At 64.8% G+C, this 18,803-nt stretch carries 14 protein-coding genes, 1 other RNA gene and 1 pseudogene; 8 read left to right on the top strand and 8 right to left on the bottom strand.

Features of this window, described 5'->3' with window-relative positions; translation table 11 throughout:
- Positions 1-37: 37 nt before the first annotated feature.
- On the top strand, positions 38-601 hold the full coding sequence (locus tag M0D43_RS02160) for a phasin family protein (RefSeq protein WP_252163429.1): 564 nt from the start codon (positions 38-40) through the stop codon (positions 599-601).
- A 565-nt stretch (positions 602-1,166) separates the two neighbouring features.
- Positions 1,167-2,165: a restriction endonuclease gene (locus tag M0D43_RS02165; RefSeq protein ID WP_252163430.1), complete on the top strand. Its 999-nt coding sequence runs from the start codon at positions 1,167-1,169 to the stop codon at positions 2,163-2,165.
- 155 nt (positions 2,166-2,320) lie between these two features.
- Here M0D43_RS02165 and hutC read toward each other — a convergent pair whose 3' ends face one another.
- Positions 2,321-3,058, bottom strand: a complete 738-nt coding sequence (gene hutC, locus M0D43_RS02170; RefSeq protein WP_252163431.1) for a histidine utilization transcriptional repressor HutC — start codon at positions 3,056-3,058, stop codon at positions 2,321-2,323.
- 325 nt (positions 3,059-3,383) lie between these two features.
- Positions 3,384-4,754, bottom strand: coding sequence for a formimidoylglutamate deiminase (locus tag M0D43_RS02175; RefSeq protein ID WP_260807789.1), 1,371 nt, complete (start codon positions 4,752-4,754; stop codon positions 3,384-3,386).
- Between the two features lie 60 nt (positions 4,755-4,814).
- Here M0D43_RS02175 and hutI point away from each other — a divergent pair, with 60 nt between their 5' ends.
- From hutI to hutU, 4 genes are all read left to right on the top strand, one after another.
- Entirely contained in the window at positions 4,815-6,020 is a 1,206-nt protein-coding gene (hutI, locus tag M0D43_RS02180; RefSeq protein WP_260807790.1) for an imidazolonepropionase, read from the top strand.
- A gap of 13 nt (positions 6,021-6,033) precedes the next feature.
- On the top strand, positions 6,034-7,575 hold the full coding sequence (hutH, locus tag M0D43_RS02185; protein ID WP_260807791.1) for a histidine ammonia-lyase: 1,542 nt from the start codon (positions 6,034-6,036) through the stop codon (positions 7,573-7,575).
- 181 nt (positions 7,576-7,756) lie between these two features.
- Positions 7,757-8,614, top strand: coding sequence for an N-formylglutamate deformylase (gene hutG, locus M0D43_RS02190; RefSeq protein ID WP_260807792.1), 858 nt, complete (start codon positions 7,757-7,759; stop codon positions 8,612-8,614).
- 16 nt (positions 8,615-8,630) lie between these two features.
- Positions 8,631-10,298, top strand: a complete 1,668-nt coding sequence (hutU, locus tag M0D43_RS02195) for a urocanate hydratase (protein ID WP_252163436.1) — start codon at positions 8,631-8,633, stop codon at positions 10,296-10,298.
- 105 nt (positions 10,299-10,403) lie between these two features.
- Here the strand turns inward: hutU and M0D43_RS02200 are convergent, their stop codons facing one another.
- Positions 10,404-11,399: a hypothetical protein gene (locus M0D43_RS02200; RefSeq protein WP_252163437.1), complete on the bottom strand. Its 996-nt coding sequence runs from the start codon at positions 11,397-11,399 to the stop codon at positions 10,404-10,406.
- Positions 11,400-11,733: 334 nt separating this feature from the next.
- Between M0D43_RS02200 and M0D43_RS02205 the strand changes: the two genes are divergently transcribed.
- On the top strand, positions 11,734-12,462 hold the full coding sequence (locus tag M0D43_RS02205) for a hypothetical protein (protein WP_252163438.1): 729 nt from the start codon (positions 11,734-11,736) through the stop codon (positions 12,460-12,462).
- Positions 12,463-12,649: 187 nt separating this feature from the next.
- On the opposite strand, the gene M0D43_RS02210 is transcribed toward M0D43_RS02205, so the two are convergent.
- The 4 genes and pseudogenes from M0D43_RS02210 to mtnA form a co-directional block, all read right to left on the bottom strand.
- On the bottom strand, positions 12,650-12,892 hold the full coding sequence (locus tag M0D43_RS02210) for a hypothetical protein (protein ID WP_252163439.1): 243 nt from the start codon (positions 12,890-12,892) through the stop codon (positions 12,650-12,652).
- A gap of 5 nt (positions 12,893-12,897) precedes the next feature.
- Positions 12,898-13,669: pseudogene (locus tag M0D43_RS02215) on the bottom strand (membrane-bound PQQ-dependent dehydrogenase, glucose/quinate/shikimate family); the annotation flags it as partial.
- A 223-nt stretch (positions 13,670-13,892) separates the two neighbouring features.
- A complete protein-coding gene (gyrA, locus tag M0D43_RS02220) occupies positions 13,893-16,592 on the bottom strand; it encodes a DNA gyrase subunit A (RefSeq protein ID WP_260807793.1) in 2,700 nt (899 codons plus the stop codon).
- A gap of 210 nt (positions 16,593-16,802) precedes the next feature.
- A complete protein-coding gene (mtnA, locus tag M0D43_RS02225; RefSeq protein WP_252163441.1) occupies positions 16,803-17,867 on the bottom strand; it encodes an S-methyl-5-thioribose-1-phosphate isomerase in 1,065 nt (354 codons plus the stop codon).
- Between the two features lie 121 nt (positions 17,868-17,988).
- Here mtnA and M0D43_RS02230 point away from each other — a divergent pair.
- A non-coding RNA gene (locus M0D43_RS02230) (sX9 sRNA) lies at positions 17,989-18,063 on the top strand.
- 4 nt (positions 18,064-18,067) lie between these two features.
- Here M0D43_RS02230 and M0D43_RS02235 read toward each other — a convergent pair.
- A complete protein-coding gene (locus M0D43_RS02235; protein ID WP_252163442.1) occupies positions 18,068-18,754 on the bottom strand; it encodes a DUF3011 domain-containing protein in 687 nt (228 codons plus the stop codon).
- Positions 18,755-18,803 lie beyond the last annotated feature (49 nt).

Here is an 18,803-nt window from a genome sequence, read left to right on the forward strand (position 1 = left end):
AAGGCAACGTCACTTTGGCAACCTACAGGAGCATCGCATGACGACCGGATACGATCAGAACGGTAACCGCGACAACGCGGCCCACGGCTTCCAGGCGCAAGCCGAACAGATCTCGCGCCGGCTCGGCGAATCGGCGCAGACCGTGTGGCTGGCAGGGTTGGGCGCGCTTGGCCGCGTGCAGAGCGAAGGCGGCAAGTTGTTCGACTCGCTGGTGCGCGAAGGCGCTGCCTACGAACGCACCGGGCAGCGCAAGGCGGCCGAAAGCGTTGACGAATTGCGCGAAGAAGTGGAAACCCAGTTCGAACAGGCGCGCGACACTGCCGTGCGCGGGTGGGACAAGCTGGGCAAGGCCTTCGACGAGCGCGTGAAGGGTGTGCTACGCACGCTCAACATCCCCGAGCAGGAAGAGCTGGAAAACCTGCGCCGCGAGGTCGAATCGCTCAAGGCTCAGGTGCGTGCCAACACGGCGGCCACCAAGCGTGCCAACCGCACCGCCAACCAGGCGGCACAAGCGGCCAGCAGCGAGACGCCGGGTACCAGCGGCGCAGGTGCGGGGACGACGGCGTCATCCAGCAACCCAGGTGCGTTCGACTCTGAATAAGCAACGGTAAAAGCAACCGCGCCATCGTAAGGTGGGGCGGTTGTTTGCCAGCCTGTAAAGACAGGACGGCCGACACGTGAAAGGTGTTTTGCGCCGGGCAAGGGCGCTGAGCGCGGGCCTGCTTTGAAAACTGGCCTACCCGCCGCGACGCTTTGTCACCAACCGGCGGCACTGGCCAATGTGAACATTTTCCGGCCTTAGCCGATCCCTCGAGCGATGCAGGCAGCGAGGCAGCAATCGGCGCGTTGGCGCTGGATTGGCGTCGAGCTGTCGCACTGTCCGTGTGCGACTGAGATCTACACAGGCTTTTGGAATCAGTGACTTAGCTCTCCAACGCCACTCCGATGCCCAATGTTGCAAAGCAACATGTTTTTTTGGACAATCGGGAACGACCCGCCAGTCCTGCGTTACGAAGTCCGTTTGCTCCCCTCCCCTCACGGCTTCGGACTGGCGGGTCTTTCGCTATCTGGATCACGGCTAGCGATATCGCGGCCAGCGATCCATTGACGAATCTTTCGCGAAGGATTCTTCTAGACACACGATTCGTTATACGCGCCATCGCTTGATGCTTATGCCTTCCTGGATTTTGGCGCCCTTGGCTGCACTGCTGCTTTGGCTGGCGGTGTGTGCTTATCTCTGGCTGGTGCGGCGACGCGCCAGTGAAATGCACGGAGGCGTACGTGCGTTGTCCACCATGCATTGGCGCGATTTTTCCGCCGTGGTGCTGCGCGTTCTGCAGGATCAACGCGGATGGCAGCCGACCCAGTTGCCGCAGGACGGCCTGCCCACTGCCGATTTCATGATGCAAACCGAGCATGGCACCCGCCTGGTGGCCTGCAAGCACGGGCGCGGTTATCGCATCGGCGTGGCGGCAGTGAACGAGCTGGGCGCGATGGCGCGGCTGGCTGGCGCTAACGGCGGCGTGATGGTCACCGAAGGCCGCATGGAGCGCGAAGGTATCGCCGCCGCAGAAAAACAATCGATCGAAGTGCTGGACGGGACGCGCCTGTGGCCGCTGCTTAAACCGTATCTGCCTGGCGATGTGGAAGCCGGCGTGGTCGGTGCGGCGCGCCGCCGCGCGATCCAGCACAGCATGATCGCCGGTGCCGCGCTGGCAACGCTGGCGGTCATGGCAGTGCTGGCACTGCGCCCGCCAGCTGCGGCGCCCGCCGCACCGCGCACTGCGGTGTCCTCGCCTGTTCCTGCACCAACACGCGTGGTGGCTTCAAGTACGCCCACCGCGACCACAGCGCAGCCGACGCCACCACCTGCGTCATCGACGCCGGCAACGCCGGCAGCCGGCGCAGAACCGGATGCTGCCACCATGCAGGGCTATCAGCGCGAGGTGTCCAAAGCGTTGGCGCAGACGCCGGGCCTGGTACGCGGCATCTGGCTGACCCAGGCGACGCTGATGGTGGATCGCACGGTGGAAGCCAGCGCGGCATGGCCGCTGATCTGCCGCGAGCTGGAACGCTACCCGTACCTGCGCACGGTGCGCGTGCAGCTCAACCCACGCCCGGGAGTCGCCGAGCCGGTGCGCTGGCGTCAGTGCACTACGATTTGATCGTGGTGCGTTGCTTGCTGCGTTCGTGCTGTGGCGCGCAGGCTTGCGAGCAGTCGCACGGAATGCATTGGCATGCAGCGAGCCCCACCTCGCCGATAACCGTTGGTAGCGGCAGGCGCGCTACGACGGCGCGCCCATCACCTGCCGAGACCACCTCAGCGCATTCCAGGCGCAAACCGCGCCACCAGATCGTACAAGCCGCCTAGAAACATCTGGCGCACGTAGGTCACCGGTTGGTCGCCGCGCCAGGTGTGGCGGTCGATGACCAGACAGGCCGCGCCATCGTCCGCCTGCAACTGCTTGGCCTGCGCCGCGTCGGCGCTGATCGCACTGATGCGGTGCTCGGCGCGCGTCCATGGCACGTTGCGCAATAACCAGCTGCCCGGCGCCACCTCGGTGAACGGTTGCGCCAACGCTTCAGGCACCGTGGTGATATCGATCACGCGCTGTTCGAGCGCAAACGGGCGACCGTCGGCCAGATGCACGCTGCGCAAAGCCAGCAGCTTGCCAGTGCTGCCCAATGCACGTTCCTGTGGCACGCGCTGGCGGACGTTGCGCAGCTGCCGCGACAACAACGCGAAGCGATAGGCGTGCCCGCGCGTGGTCATTTCCACTTCGATGTCCGGGATCGAGAGCGCCACCTGTTCCAGATGCGGATGCTGCCGCGCCACGAACGAGCCGGTACGACGGCGGCGTTCGATCATGCCGGCATCGGCCAGCAAGCCGAGCACCTTGTTCACGGTCATGCGCGAGCAGCCGTATTGCGCCATCAACTCGTGCTCGGGCGGCACGCGATGCCCGGGCGGCCAGTCGCCGCTATGGATGCGTTGCTCCAGATCCTGGCGGATGCGCTGATGCAAGGTGCCAGGCGCAATGGGGGTGGTGGCGGTCAAAGCTCGGGTCTCCGGAAAGAGCGGCTATCCAATCGGCATGCCACATTGTCGGGCGGGTGCGCCAGGTGCACAGTGCGGCATGCACCCTGCACACGCTGCATTGATGAGGGCACTGCGTGATCTGCCCGGCCAACGCAGCAGCGATTTCAGCGGCTCCAGCAACAGCATTGTGTGCGCATCCGCTAATAGCGGCTAAGAACGTTAAGGCGCGGGTCTGCCCGGTGCGGCCGCTGCTCGGAATCGGCAGCTACAACGCGTATACCTCGATTCCTGCGCGCAATTTGTATCCATCTGACGGCTGCTCGCTACATTTGGCTAGCCGATGTCATTTGCCCAGCAGGCTGCGCAGCACCGCAGCAAACCGCGTGGCAATACGCGCGCGGTCGACATGCTGCCCGTCGCGCACCACCCAGCGCCCGCCACGCCAGACATTGCGTACCGCCGATCCACGCGCGGCGAACAGCCAACTGTCCAGCAAAGCGTCGTCGCTGCGCGCCAGCAGGGCCGGATGCGCCGTGTCCAATTCGATCAGATCGGCCGCGGCGCCGGCACGGATGCCGGTGTGCGCGACGCCCAACGCCTGCCCAGCACCAATGCCGGCCTGACCGTAGAGCCAGCGCCCGCTGGAGACTGGCCCTTGTGCCAATACATTGCGCGCCTGCAGCGTCAGGCGCTGCCCGTATTCGAGCAGGCGCAGTTCTTCGGCTGCATCGATCAGCACATTCGAATCCGAGCCCACGCCGAAGCGTCCGCCCGCAGCGGCAAATGCCTGCATCGGGAAGACGCCGTCGCCCAGGTTCGCTTCGGTGATCGGGCACAGACCGACGACCGCGCCGCTGGCGACAATCGCCTGCAGTTCGCGTGCTTCCACGTGCGTGGCATGCACCAGGCACCAGCGTGCATCCACCGGCGCGTTGGCCAGCAGCCACTGCACCGGGCGTTGATGAGACCAGGCAAGACATGCGTCCACCTCGCGCTGTTGTTCGGCGATATGGATGTGGATGGGTCCATCGGTGAGCGGCACCAACGCCGCCAATTGCTGCGGGGTCACTGCACGCAAACTGTGCGGCGCCAGCCCGAGCACCGCGTCCGGCAGCGCTTTCAGGCTGTGGCTGCAGTCGTCCAGCAGGCGCGCGAACCCGTCGATGTCGTGAATCAGGCGACGCTGCGCCGGGTTGGGAGCAGCACCACCGAAATCCGAATGCGCGTAGAACACCGGCAACAAGCTGAGCCCGATACCGGTGGTGTCGGCCGCAGCGGCAATGCGCCCGGACATTTCGCCAGCATGCGCATACGGCGCGCCGCTTACCGTGTGGTGCAGGTAGTGGAATTCGCCGACGCGGGTGAAGCCGCTTTCGAGCATTTCCACATACGCCTGTTCGGCGATCGCCTGCAGGCTATCCGGGTCCAGCCGGTCGACGAAGCGGTACATCAGCTCGCGCCAGCTCCAGAAGCTGTCGCCGCTGCGCCCGCCGACCTCGGTCAATCCCGCCATGCCGCGCTGAAAGGCGTGGCTATGCACGTTGCCCAGACCGGGCAGTAGCACCTCGCAGCGCGTGTCGCTAACGGCAGCAGGCACATCGACCTGCACCGAGGCAATGCGGCCCTGCGCTACCGCGATCTGCACTCCGCTGGCCCAGCCGTCGGGCAACAACGCCCGGGCAGCCCAGAACACCTGCATCTGTTGGTCTGCCACTGGACACCCTCGATCGCCAAATCTATTGTATATACATATCAGACACCACGAGCCTGCGCCATGCATTGCGACGTTCTCTGGCACAACGCGCAACTGATGACCCTGGATGCGGCCGATGGCGGCCTGGGCATCGTGGACGACGGCATCGTCGCCTGCCAGCAGGGCCGCATCGTCTACGCCGGCCCAGCTGCTCTAGCGCCAGCGCTGCAGCCCGACAGCAGGCACGACTGCCAGCGCCGCTGGATCAGCCCAGGCTTGATTGATTGCCATACCCACCTGGTGTACGCCGGCAACCGCGCCAATGAATTCGAACAACGCCTGCGCGGTGCCAGCTATGCCGAGATCGCCGCAGCTGGCGGGGGCATCGTGGCGACCGTGCGCGCCACCCGCGCAGCCGACGATGCGCAACTGCTGGCGGCCAGCTTGCCGCGCCTGGACGCGATGCTCGCCGAAGGCATCACCACGCTGGAAATCAAATCCGGCTACGGACTCACGCTGGACGATGAAATCAAGCAACTGCGCGTAGCACGCCAACTCGGTGCGTTGCGCAAGGTTGACGTGGTGCCGACGTTCCTGGGCGCGCATGCCGTGCCGCCTGGCGGCGATGCCCGGCACTACATCGACCAGGTCTGCACGCAGATGATTCCGGCGATTGCCACCCAAGGGCTTGCCGAGGCCGTGGATGTGTTCTGCGAGCATCTGGCGTTCTCGCACGCGCAGGCCGAACAGGTCTTCATCGCGGCGCAAGCGCATGGCTTGCACATCAAGATCCACGCCGAACAACTGAGCAATCAGCACGGCGCGGAACTCGCCGCACGCTATGGTGCGCTGTCGGCCGATCACATCGAATACCTGGACCAGGCAGGCATCGCGGCGATGGCCGGCGCCGGCACGGTGGCAGTGCTGCTGCCGGGCGCGTTCTATTTCACCCGCGACACCCAGGTGCCGCCGATTGCCGCGTTGCGCGCGGCCGGCGTGCCGCTGGCGCTGGCTACCGACTGCAACCCAGGCACCTGCCCGCTGACCAGCCCGCTGCTGGCGATGAACATGGCGGCGACCTTGTTCCGCATGACCGTGGACGAATGCATCGCCGGTTTCACCCGCGAAGCTGCGCGTGCGCTCGGGCGCAGCGAGCGCCTGGGCCGGTTGCGCGTCGGCATGGACTGCGATCTGGCGATCTGGGACATCGATGCGCCGGCCGATCTGGTCTACCGCATGGGCTTCAACCCTCTTCATGCCCGCGTCTGGCGCGGACATCTTTGCTGAATCCGGAGTCGTCATGAGTATTTCTGTTGTCTTGCAGCCCGGCCAGGTCACGCTGGCGCAATGGCGTGCGCTGTATTGCGGTGCCGAGGTCGCATTGGACGACACGTGCGCTGCTGCCGTGCTGCGCAGCGCGCAAACGGTGGAAGCCATCGTTGCGCGCGGCGAGCCGGTGTATGGGGTCAACACCGGCTTCGGCAAGCTGGCCAGCGTGCGCATCGAGCGCGAGGATCTGCAGACCCTGCAGCGCAATATCGTGCTCTCGCACGCCGCCGGTGTGGGCGAGCCCACACCGGTGCCGGTGGTGCGGCTGATGATGGCGCTCAAGCTCACCAGCCTGGCCCAGGGGGCTTCCGGCGTGCAGCCGGGCACGCTGGCGTTGCTGGAAGCGATGCTGCGCCTTGGCATCACCCCGGTGGTGCCGTGTCAGGGGTCGGTCGGGGCGTCCGGCGATCTGGCGCCGCTGTCGCATCTGGCCGCGGTGATGATCGGCGTCGGCGAAGCCTTCGTCGGCACGCAACGTCTGTCTGCTGCCGACGCACTCGCACAGGCGCAGCTGCAGCCACGCGTGCTGGGTGCGAAAGAAGGGTTGGCGTTGCTCAACGGCACCCAGTTTTCCACCGCCTGCGCCCTGGCCGGTCTGTTCGATATCGAAACCGTATTGCAGGCCGCGCTGGTCACCGGTGCGTTGTCGGTAGAAGCGGCCAAGGGCTCGGATACGCCCTTCGATGCGCGCATCCACGCACTGCGCGGGCAACCGGGACAGATCGCCACCGCGGCAGCGTTGCGCGCCTTGATGGCCGACTCGGCCATTCGTGAATCGCATCGACTCGGTGATGTGCGCGTGCAGGACCCGTACTGCCTGCGCTGCCAGCCGCAGGTGATGGGCGCGGCACTGGATGTGATGCGTCAGGCCGCACGTACATTGGAGATTGAAGCAAATGGCGTGTCCGACAACCCGCTGGTTTTCAGCGATACCGGCGAAGCCTTGTCCGGTGGCAACTTCCATGCCGAGCCAGTGGCCTTCGCTGCCGACATGCTGGCGATGGCGGTGTGCGAAATCGGCTCGATCAGCGAGCGACGCACCGCGATGCTGGTCGACCCGACCCTGTCCGGCCTACCCGCCTTTCTCACCCCTCGCCCGGGATTGAACTCCGGTTTCATGATTCCGCAGGTCACCGCCGCCGCGCTGGTGTCGGAAAACAAACAACGCGCGTATCCGGCCAGCGTCGATTCGATTCCGACCTCGGCCAATCAGGAAGATCACGTGTCGATGGCCGCGCATGGCGCGCGCCGCCTGCTGGCAATGGCCGAGAACGCCGCGCATGTCATCGGCATCGAACTGCTGGCGGCAGTACAAGGCTGCGATTTTCATGCGCCGCTGCGCTCCAGCACCGCGCTGGAAGCCGCACGTGCGCTACTGCGCGCCAAGGTGCCTACATTGCAGGACGATCGCTATTTCCATCCCGACATGTTGGCTGCCAGCGCATTGGTGCGCTCGGGCGCGCTCGCGCAGGCAGTGGCGATCGCCTTGCCGGGTGTGGAGCAGCACGCATGAGTTGGCAGCGCTTATGCAGCGGGTCTATCCCTGCATCCTCGCAGTCGCCACTGCAGTGGTTCGCGATATCTCCAAGCATGCGCATATGCGATGACGTGGCACGGCGCACGCGACGCATCCGCAACGTACAGCCGCGCAACGCTTGCCGCACGCTCGCAGCACTCACGCATGGAGCGCAGCGATGAAGGCCCTGCCCGATTGGCTGGAACTCCACCGCGGCGATGCGCCGCTGATCATCAGTTTTCCGCATACCGGCACCGAGTTGCCGGAGGACGTAGCCGACCAGTTCGTATCGCCGTGGCTGGCGCGCCGCGATACCGATTGGTGGGTACACCAGCTTTACGACTTCGCACAGTCGCTGGGCGCCACCACGCTGCGTACCGCGATCTCGCGCTCGGTCATCGACGTCAATCGCGACCCCAGTGGCGCATCGCTGTATCTGGGCCAGAACACCACCGGTCTGTGTCCGCTCATCACCTTCGACAATCAGCCGTTGTATGCCGACGGCGCGGCGCCGGATCAGGCGCAGATCGCCCTGCGCCGCACGCGCTGGTTCGACCCGTACCACGCGGCGCTCGCCGACGAAATTGCACGCCTGCGCACGCAGCACGCAAACATCGTGGTCTACGACGCGCATTCGATCCGCTCGTTTATCCCGCACCTGTTCGATGGCGAGTTGCCGCAGTTCAATATCGGCAGCAACGACGACCGCAGCTGCGACCGGCGCTTGGTGGATGCGGTGGAGGACCTGTGCCGTAGCAGCGGCTCCAGCACGGTACGCAACGGGCGCTTCAAGGGTGGGTGGATCACTCGCCACTACGCGCAACCCGAGCGCGGCGTGCACACACTGCAAATGGAACTGGCCTGCCGCGGCTACATGCGCGAACCGGACATCCTCACTCCCGAGAACTGGCCCATGCCGTGGCAGCCGATGCATGCCGTCGCAATGCGGGCGGTGCTGCGCCACGTGCTACTGGCGTGCCTGCAATTCGCCAACGCCCCCTCTTCCCACGCCGCGCCGCCTGCGGCCAACCGCTGATCGCAAGGACTCCGGCATGACCCGTCACGATGCAACCCGCGTCATCCGCGCAGCTACCGGCACCACGCTCACCGCCAAGAGCTGGCTCACCGAAGCGCCGCTACGCATGTTGATGAACAACCTTGACCCGGACGTGGCCGAGCGCCCGCAGGAACTGGTGGTGTACGGCGGTATTGGCCGCGCAGCGCGCGATTGGGAATCCTTCGATGCGATCATCGCTGCGCTCACGCGTCTGGACGACGACCAGACCTTGTTGGTGCAGTCCGGCAAACCAGTGGGCGTGTTCCGCACCCACGCCGATGCACCGCGCGTGCTGATCGCCAATTCCAATCTGGTACCGCGCTGGGCCACCTGGGACCACTTCAACGAGCTCGATAAGAAGGGCTTGGCCATGTACGGCCAGATGACCGCCGGCAGCTGGATCTACATCGGCGCGCAAGGCATCGTCCAGGGCACTTACGAAACCTTTGTCGAGATGGGCCGCCAGCACTACGCCGGTACCCTGGCCGGCAAGTGGTTGTTCACCGGCGGGCTTGGCGGCATGGGCGGCGCGCAACCGCTGGCTGCGGTGATGGCGGGTGCTTCGTGCCTGGCGGTGGAGTGCCGCAAGAGCAGCATCGACATGCGCCTGCGTACCGGATACCTCGACACCTGGACCGATTCGCTGGATGAAGCACTGCACTTGATCGAAGAGTCGTGCACAGCGAAAAAGCCGCTGTCGGTCGGCCTGCTTGGCAATGTCGCCGACGTGCTGGACGAACTGCTGCTGCGCGGGATCAAGCCGGACCTGTTGACCGACCAGACCTCTGCGCACGACCCGGTCAACGGCTACTTGCCGCAGGGCTGGAGCGTCGAAGAATGGGACGCAAAGCGCGTGAGCGCGCCGAAAGAAGTGGAAGCCGCCGCACGCGATTCGATGGCCAACCACATCCGCGCCATGCTCACTTTCCACGCGCTGGGTGTGCCCACCGTGGACTACGGCAACAACCTGCGCCAGATGGCGCTGGAGGCCGGCATCGATAACGCATTCGATTTCCCCGGTTTCGTGCCCGCCTACATCCGCCCGCTGTTCTGCCGCGGCATCGGCCCGTTCCGCTGGGTTGCGCTCAGTGGCGACCCGGACGACATCGCCAAGACCGACGCCAAGGTCAAGGAACTCATTCCCGACGATGCGCACCTGCATCGCTGGCTCGACATGGCGGCAGAAAAGATCGCCTTCCAGGGCCTGCCCGCGCGCATCTGCTGGGTCGGCCTGGGCGACCGCCACCGCCTGGGTCTGGCCTTCAATGCAATGGTGCGTAGCGGTGAGCTCAAGGCGCCGGTCGTGATCGGCCGCGACCATCTGGATTCCGGCAGCGTGGCCTCGCCCAATCGCGAAACCGAAGCGATGGCCGACGGCTCGGACGCGGTCTCCGACTGGCCGCTGCTCAACGCATTGCTCAACACCGCCAGCGGCGCCACCTGGGTGTCGCTGCACCACGGCGGCGGCGTCGGCATGGGCTTCTCGCAACACGCCGGCATGGTCATCGTCTGCGATGGCAGCCAAGCCGCCGACAAGCGCCTGGGACGTGTGCTCTGGAACGACCCAGCCACCGGCGTGATGCGCCACGCCGATGCCGGTTACGCCATCGCCGCCGATTGCGCGAAGCAAAAAGGGCTGGATTTGCCGGGGATTCTGGGCTGAAACCTTTCAGCCGACAGCATGCTGCTCGTCACAGGCGGTCGGCATGCCAACTACGCGCACCGGCAACCCCGTCCGGCGATGAGCGCAGTCGCCTGCTAGTTGCTCTCAGTTGGATGTGATTTGCGCATCGGTCGACTCGCAGGCCGATGCCGCAGCCGCCAGCAATGCGCTGTCATCGAGCACAGGCGCCGCACTGTCTGCTGGATAGGCGGTTGCAATGGCCTTGGCTGCGCGATCGGCATCTGCCTGGATGTACCACTGCGACGATGGCGGCAACGGACGTCCACGCACGATGTACTCGAATCGGTACTGTCCCCAGTAGATCGCTAACGGCTCCTCCAGCGCGTTGAGCGGGTTACGCAAGGTGGCCGCACCCGGACACAGCCGCAAGAAGTTGGCAGCGAGCATGCGTTTACGCTCGGGTGGTTGTCCTGCAGATAAGTAATGACTCAACTCATGCAATACGATCGGCGCCCAGTCCATTGATGACGCGCCGATGGACGCATCATGCTGGGAATACAGCAGCATCGTGCGTCCGCGTACTTTGGCCTGGGTGGTGTCCGATTCCGGCCACCATACGAATCTTGCCTCGAATACCCCGGACTCCGGCACCGCAAAAAAATCGCGCATCTGTGCTGCCAAGCGCGACACCGCAGGGGCGGAGAGTGCGTCCTTCAGCACGCGCGTTTGGCGCTCGAAACGCGGCGCAGTCTCGATCAAGCGGCGGGCGCGCGGAACGAACCGGGCAAAATACGCGCGCAATAAAACCTGGTCATCCGCCGACCGCTCTGCAATCGCGGCAGCCGCCGACGCCTCGAATCCCGCCTCTCCCAGGAAATGCCGGGAGAATGGATCAGCATCGCGAGTGGCATCTGGCGCAAACAGGCGGTCGAGCATGTCCAGATCGGCGTCTTTTGCCAGTCCCGAGGTACGCCGGCGAAAGTCCGCATAGGCGGCAAGCGCGGCCCGGTCCGCCGGATCCAGGCCGCCATGGGCCTCCATGTAGCTGCGGTAGACCGGCGCGGTGTATCCGGGCAACCAATCGGAGAGGTTGTCCAACAGGTTGAACAGATCTGTGGCTTCGCTGTATTCCACACGCACTGATGTCGACGGCGTCGATGGCGATGTGGATGGCGCGGCGTGCGCAGTGGCGCACAGCACTATCCAGATCAACCCGACTGAGCAAATGCTTTTTCGCTTGGTCAACCAGCGATCACTCCATCTGCGCATGCGGAACTCTGGGCCAGCGGGTGACCTCATTCGAGCATGCAGGCAGCCTACCCACAACGTGTCATTCGTCAGGGGTGTGCGAGACCTGGCAACTGCGGCCTGTAGGGCCGACTAAAACCCTCGCTGCTCGTCACAGTCCTCACGATCGCCCTCAAGTCCGACGATTACAGGCCGACAAGGTATGCAACGTTTCGAGGAATCTCCCATGGGCATCTTGATCTACCTGGTGCCTGCATTCGCACTCTGGGCGCTGATCGCCACCGGACTGGCATTCGTGCGCGGTCGCCAGTTGCGTGCCGAATCCGGCGAGCTTGCCAGCACGCAGGACAGCCTCGGCCGCTATCAGGCGGCGCTGTCGCAACAGAAGGCGCGTGCGGCGGCCACCACGCTGGAGCTGGAATCGTTGCAGCGCAGCTATGCCGTGCTCAAGCAATCGCTGGAGGAGCAGGAGCAGAACGCCTCGGAGCAGCTGGCGACCACTACCGGCCAGGTGATTCCGATGGTGCTGGTGCAGCGGTTGGATATCGCCAACGAGATCGGCACGCTGTTCGGGCATGTCGCGCGCGTGGCGCGCAGCCTGCGTCGCTACAGCGCCTACAGCCGCGGCCACACTGCAGCCGAGCCGGCTACAGCGCGCTACGACCTGCACTGGCTTGCCGATTGCCTGCACAGCTTCGATCAGCTGGGTCACGCACTGTTGCGCGGCAATGTCGCTGCACTGATCACGGCTTGCCAGGATCTGCTGTCGATGTACGAGCATTACTTGAAGGATGGCTCCGGCTACAACAGCCGCGATACCTTCCAGCGCTTGAGTAACGATGTGCCGCTCTCGGAAGCCATCGATGCGATCCGCTCGATCATCGTCAAGGCGACGCTGGCGCAGGATGTGCAAGATGCGGTGCAGGACGATGAGGTGGCAGCAAACGTTGGGTGAGTTGGGAATCGGGAATCGGGAATCGGGAATCGGGAAAGCTTGCGGCCTGAACATATATGCGGACGGCGCGCCTGACACCCGAATGCATACATCGGCACGCTCCGCGTTCGAGCACGACCGCGCAGCTGGGCACGCTGCGCGGCCGTATCGCAGGCTGATCAGCCGCCGATCGCCATCACTCCCAAGATCATGGCGTCTTCTGCGGTAGCGCGTAGGCGATCAACGCATCTCCGACTGGGGTTTCCATGAAGTGATGCCCGCCGGCCATGATGACCAGATACTCGCGGCCACCGTACGCGTACACCATCGGGTTGGCTTGGCCGCCGGCCGGCAACTTGGCGTGCCACAGCTCCTTGCCGGTGGCCAGGTCGATGGCGCGGATCAGGTCGTCGGTCGCTGCTGCGATGAAGATCAATCCGCCTGCCGTCACCACTGCGCCACCAGCGCAATCACCTGATTGCGCGCAGTGCACAGATACAGGCTGTCGCCCACCTTCGGCGGCGTGGTTTCTGCCCCCCAGCGCTTGCTCGGCAGATCGCCGGTGTGGAAGAGCCAGGCCTGCTGCAAGTGCGCGACGTTGTCGCGATTGATCTGCTGCAACGGCGAGTAGCGCTGACCGGCCTGGCTACGTCCGTACGCGGCCCAGTCGCCATCGGCAGGCGCGTTCGCCGGCTGCGCGCCAGACGCTGCAACCGAGGAAGATGCATTGCGATTGACCATGCCACCGACCACACCGGCCGCATGCGCCAGCGCGCTATCGGCTTCGGTGACGCCGTGCGGCATGAAGGCCAATGCGAACGCCACCACAAACACCACCGACAGCGCACCGGCCAGGCTGCGCGATACCGTGCGCGACACCGGGCGATGCAGTTTCGGTAGCAACAGCGCGAGCACAAATGCCAGGCCGACAATCAGGCCCAGACGCGGCACCCAGCGCCAGTAATCGCTGCCCGATTCCCACCATGTCCACAGCAGCGAGACCACCACCATACCGGCAAACCACCAGGCGCCTGCATTGCGGCCGCGAAACAGCAACACACCGGCAATCAGCATGGCCGCACCGGCCGGTGCGTAGTACCAGAAGCCGCCCAGCGCAGCCAGCCACACGCCACCGGCAAGCAGCACCGCTGCCCAGTAATGCAATCAGACCTCCCAAGGTCGCCAGCGCCCAATGGCCGCGACCGGAAGGACGATCCAGAATCGTCATCAGTTGTCCTCTTCGACTAAGCGGGGACGCAGCGCCGCCGCACCGTCAACAACCTTCGATCCGCCGCGGTGAAAGAGCAGCGATCTTTGCATTGAACACACGAAGACACTGCGTTGCAGATGTCAGCGGCCGTCATAAAACAGCGTGTATAAAACGATGCGCAATAAAAAACGCCGGCTTTCACCGGCGTTTTTCGTCTACTGCGTTCGCTGATTTGCTGTGCTTACGCGTCCGTCGATGGTGCCTCGGTCACGCTTGCGCTTGCTTCGTCCACCACCTCTTCCACTTCATCCAGCGATGCATCCAGGCGTTCGACCGCCTGCAGCTTCTCGCCCTTGGACAGACGGATCAACGTCACGCCCTGAGTATTGCGGCCCACGCGCGAAATTTCCGAACCGCGCGTGCGCACCAGGGTGCCGCCATCGGAGATCAGCAACACTTCGTCGGTAGCGCCCAGCAGCACTGCACGCACCAACTTGCCGTTGCGCTCGGTGGTCTGGATGCCGATCACGCCCTGCGTGCCGCGCCCCTTGCGCGGATATTCGGCCAGCGGCGTGCGTTTGCCGTAGCCGTTCTCGGTGGCGGTAAGGATGTAAGCCACATTGCCATCGTCGGCGAGGTCGATCACTGCCGCTTCGGCGCCGTCGGCGGCGTCGACGATTTCTTCGGCAGTGTCTTCGTCGGACTCGATCTCGATTCCACCGGCCGGATCGGACACGATCAGGCTGACCACTTCCTCGCCCTTGGGCATGCGGATACCACGCACGCCAGTGGCGGTACGGCCCATCGAACGCACGGTGGACTCGCCGAAACGCACGGTCTTGCCGTTGGAGGCGAACAACAACACGTCGCGATCGCCATCGGTCAGGGCCACGCCGACCAGCGCATCGCCTTCATCGAGATTGATGGCGATCTTGCCGCGCGCCAGACGGAAGGCGAATTCGCTCAACGGCGTCTTCTTGACCGTGCCGTTACGCGTTGCGAAGAACACATAACGGTTGTCGGCGTATTCGCGCACCGGCAACACCGCCTGCACCCGCTCGCCGGATTCCAGCGGAATCCAGTTGATGATCGGGCGGCCGCGCGCATTGGAGCCGGCTTCCGGCAATTGATGCACAGGCAGCCAGAACACTTTACCGCTGCTGGTGAAGGTCAGCAGCGTGTCGTGCGTGTTGACCAGCCACAGCTGGTCGATGAAATCCTCTTCCTTGGTCGCTGCGGCAGAACGACCACGGCCGCCACGCCGCTGGGCGCGATACGCGCTCACCGGCTGACGCTTGGCGTACCCGGCGTGCGATAGCGTCACCACCACGTCTTCCGGCGCGATCAGATCGAGAATATCCAGATCTTCTTCGCTGTGACGGATCTCGGTGCGGCGCTCGTCGCCGTACTCTTCGCGGATGTTGATCAACTCGTCGCGGATCACCTGCAGCAGCACGTCCGGGTTTTCCAGGATGCGGATCAGGCCCTGGATGACCTCGAGCAACTGCTTGTACTCGTCGGTCAGCTTTTCCTGTTCCAACCCGGTCAGGCGATGCAGGCGCATTTCCAGGATCTGCGCGGCCTGCACTTCGCTGAGCTGATAGAACCCATTGGCCAGGCCCACGCCCGGCGCCAGGTCTTCCGGCTTGGAGGCCTCGGCACCAGCCGCACCCAGCAGCGCACCAACCAGACCCGGTTCCCAGGTCTTGGCCAGCATGCGCTCGCGCGCTTCCTGCGGGTTGGCCGAGGTCTTGATCAACTCGATCATTTCATCGATGTTAGCCAACGCAACGGTCAGGCCTTCCAGCACATGCGCACGCGCACGCGCCTTGCGCAGTTCGTAGATGGTGCGGCGGGTGACCACCTCGCGCCGGTGGCGGATGAACGCCTCCAGCATCTGCTTGAGGTTCATCAACTGCGGGCGGCCGTCGATCAGCGCCACCATGTTGATGCCGAACACCGACTCCATCTGGGTCTGCTGATAGAGGTTGTTGAGCACAACCTCGGCCGACTCCCCGCGCTTGATTTCGATGTAGATGCGCATGCCGTCCTTGTCGGACTCATCGCGCAACTCGCTGATGCCTTCGAGCTTCTTTTCCTTGACCAGCTCGGCGATCTTTTCGATCAACCGCGCCTTGTTGACCTGGTACGGGATCTCGGTGACGACGATCGCCTCGCGGCCGTTGTCGGCCACTTCCACATCGGCCTTGGCGCGGATTCGCACGCGGCCACGGCCGGTGCGATAGCCGGCGGCAATGCCGGCGGTGCCGTTGATGATGCCGGCGGTGGGGAAATCCGGGCCCGGGATGTATTCCATCAGCCCTTCGACGTCCAGCTCGGGCGTGTCGATCAGCGCGATGCAGGCGTTGATCGCCTCGGTCAGGTTGTGCGGCGGGATATTGGTGGCCATGCCCACCGCGATACCGGCCGAACCGTTGACCAGCAGGCTCGGGAACCGCGTCGGCATGACCGTCGGCTCCAGTTCCTTCTCATCGTAATTGGGCTGGAAATCGACGGTTTCCTTGTCGATATCGGCCATCAGTTCATGCGCCAGCCGCGACATGCGCGACTCGGTGTAACGCATCGCCGCGGCCGAATCCCCATCGACCGAACCGAAGTTACCCTGGCCGTCCACCATCATGTAGCGCAACGAGAACGGCTGCGCCATGCGCACCAACGTGTCGTACACCGACTGGTCGCCGTGCGGATGGTACTTACCGATGACGTCGCCGACGATACGCGCCGACTTGAAGTAGGCCTTGTTGCTGTGGGCGCCCAACTCATGCATCGCGAACAACACGCGGCGGTGCACAGGCTTGAGGCCATCACGGGCATCGGGGAGTGCGCGGCCCACGATCACGCTCATCGCGTAATCGAGATAGCTCTTGCGCATCTCGTCTTCCAGGTTGACCTGGATGATTTCCTTGGCGGTTTCTGCCATTCGGGTTCCGTATGTGAGGTGGCGGGCGAGCCGGAAAGCCGCGTTGGGGGCGCCCTTGCATCAGGCTGCCTCCCCTACGCTCCCGCCGATCGATTCAAGCGCCAGATTGTACCACGGCAGGCCACCCCGATGCCTCGGGTTTACCAGCCAGAAACAAGCACTTGCAGGGAGTTTGAGCGGCGTTGGCAGCCTGCCGGCGGCGCACGGGGCTCAGCTGCCGAAGGCCGCCTGCATCCGCGCCAGGTCCGGCCGCGCGATCACGCCGCGTTCGGTGACGATCGCATCGATCAGGTCGCCGGGGGTCACGTCGAACACCGGGTTCCAGGCATGGATGCCGTCGGCCACCGTCCTGACACCGCCGACGCCGAACAATTCGCCTGGATCGCGCTGCTCGATCTCGATCTGTTCACCGCTGGCGGTGGCCAGATCCACCGTGGACGACGGCGCCACCACCATGAATCTGACGCCGTGGTGGCGTGCGGCGATCGCCAGCTGGTAAGTGCCGATCTTGTTGGCGGTATCACCATTGGCGCAGATGCGATCGGCGCCGACAATCACCCATTGGACCAGTCCGGATTTCATCAAATGCGAGGCGGCCGAATCGGCAATCAGGGTAGCGTCGATGCCATCCTGCTGCAGCTCCCACACGGTCAGGCGTGCGCCCTGCAGCCACGGCCGCGTCTCGCCGGCGAACACCTTGGCGATGCGCTGCTGCGCCATGCCGGCGCGGATCACGCCGAGCGCGGTGCCGAACCCGGCGGTGGCCAGCGAGCCGGTGTTGCAATGGGTCAGTACGCCGCTACCCGGCGCGATCAGCGCGGCGCCAAGCGCGCCCATATGGCGGTTGGCAGCCAGATCTTCATCGGCGATGGCCTGCGCCTCGCGCGCGATCACCGCGCGCCAGTCGGCGCCGGCCGCACCCAGCACCCGGCGCATGCGCATCAATGCCCAGGCCAGGTTGACGGCAGTCGGACGCGCCACATTGAGCCGTAGCAGAGCCGGCTCAAGCTTTTGCAGCGCAGCGTCACCATCGTCGGCGTCTATCGCGCGCGCGGCCAGCACCACGCCCCATCCGGCCGCGATGCCGATCGCCGGCGCACCACGCACGGCCAGCGAATGAATCGCTTCGGCCACCGCGTCGCTGGTGTCGCAACGCACATGCTCCACCACGAAGGGCAACTTGCGTTGGTCGAGCAATTCCAGGGCATCACCGGTCCACAACAGTGGGCGGATGTGGTCGTAGCGGGCGTAATCGATATGGGCGCTGTCGTTCATGCGTCCATTGTAAGGCGCACACACATTGCCTGCGCCGTTGCGTGGCCGCGCGACCTGAGTAGTGGCCAGCAAGACGCCTGCGCTCACCGCCAGGCGGGCGCGGCCGCTGTTCGGGATCGGCATGTCCCACGCGTACACCGCAGTTCCTTGGCGCCGTTCGCATCCACCTGAGCACTGCTCGCGCCGTTTTTCAGCTGCCCTTAGTCGACGATGAACTCGGCGCGGCAGCCGTCGTTCACCCATACCCCGTCGCGACTCCAGCCCCAGGTCTGGCCTTCCACGCAGGGCGTTTTGGACATCTGCCGGCCCAGGCGCACTGCGCGCTCGACCGACACGCCACAGGTGCGGCGCGCGCTTTTCTTCGATTCGCAGGTGACGATGCGCGGCACCGCGACGAAGCCGGAACCATCTTCGGCGCCCACCTCGAATTCGCCATCGCATCCACGCGACACCCAGATCTCGTTGCGGCGAACGCCCCAGGTGCGCCCTTCCTTGCACGGCCACATCGAGCGTTGCCGCAGCAGCCGCACGGGCGCACCACGCAGCACCACCGGACACGCCACCGTGCCGCCATTGGAATCGCAACGCACCACGCGGCGCATCACCGTGACGGCCTGCACACGGGATGCTGCGAATTCTGCGCGACAGCCCTGTTCGACCCACACGCCATCGGGTTCGACATCCCATTCGCTGCCGCGGATGCAGCTGGTTTCGGAGAGCTGACGCACCAGTTGCACGCCTTGGGAGGCGTCCATCGCGCAGTGCACGCGCGCCAGGTCCTTGGACTCGCAGCGCACCACGCCGGCTGCGCGGTCGGAAGCACGCGCATCGGCGAGCATCAGCAGCGGCAAGCACCACAAACCGCATAAGCTGATCAGCCACTTCATGCCGACAATCCTCACCCCGAAACGATCTTCGTCGCGCCCCCGTGGACGT

The sequence above is a fragment of the Xanthomonas prunicola genome (genome assembly GCF_025266575.1).
Classification (GTDB): domain Bacteria; phylum Pseudomonadota; class Gammaproteobacteria; order Xanthomonadales; family Xanthomonadaceae; genus Xanthomonas; species Xanthomonas prunicola.

Excerpts from the sequence above, each read along its gene's own strand:
- M0D43_RS02160 (WP_252163429.1), top strand. The coding sequence starts at position 38 with ATGACGACCGGATACGATCAGAACGGTAACCGCGACAACGCGGCCCAC.
- M0D43_RS02165 (WP_252163430.1), top strand. The coding sequence starts at position 1,167 with ATGCTTATGCCTTCCTGGATTTTGGCGCCCTTGGCTGCACTGCTGCTT.
- hutU (WP_252163436.1), top strand. The coding sequence starts at position 8,631 with ATGACCCGTCACGATGCAACCCGCGTCATCCGCGCAGCTACCGGCACC.
- M0D43_RS02235 (WP_252163442.1), bottom strand. The coding sequence starts at position 18,754 with ATGAAGTGGCTGATCAGCTTATGCGGTTTGTGGTGCTTGCCGCTGCTG.
- M0D43_RS02205 (WP_252163438.1), top strand. The coding sequence starts at position 11,734 with ATGGGCATCTTGATCTACCTGGTGCCTGCATTCGCACTCTGGGCGCTG.
- hutH (WP_260807791.1), top strand. The coding sequence starts at position 6,034 with ATGAGTATTTCTGTTGTCTTGCAGCCCGGCCAGGTCACGCTGGCGCAA.
- mtnA (WP_252163441.1), bottom strand. The coding sequence starts at position 17,867 with ATGAACGACAGCGCCCATATCGATTACGCCCGCTACGACCACATCCGC.
- hutI (WP_260807790.1), top strand. The coding sequence starts at position 4,815 with ATGCATTGCGACGTTCTCTGGCACAACGCGCAACTGATGACCCTGGAT.
- gyrA (WP_260807793.1), bottom strand. The coding sequence starts at position 16,592 with ATGGCAGAAACCGCCAAGGAAATCATCCAGGTCAACCTGGAAGACGAG.
- hutG (WP_260807792.1), top strand. The coding sequence starts at position 7,757 with ATGAAGGCCCTGCCCGATTGGCTGGAACTCCACCGCGGCGATGCGCCG.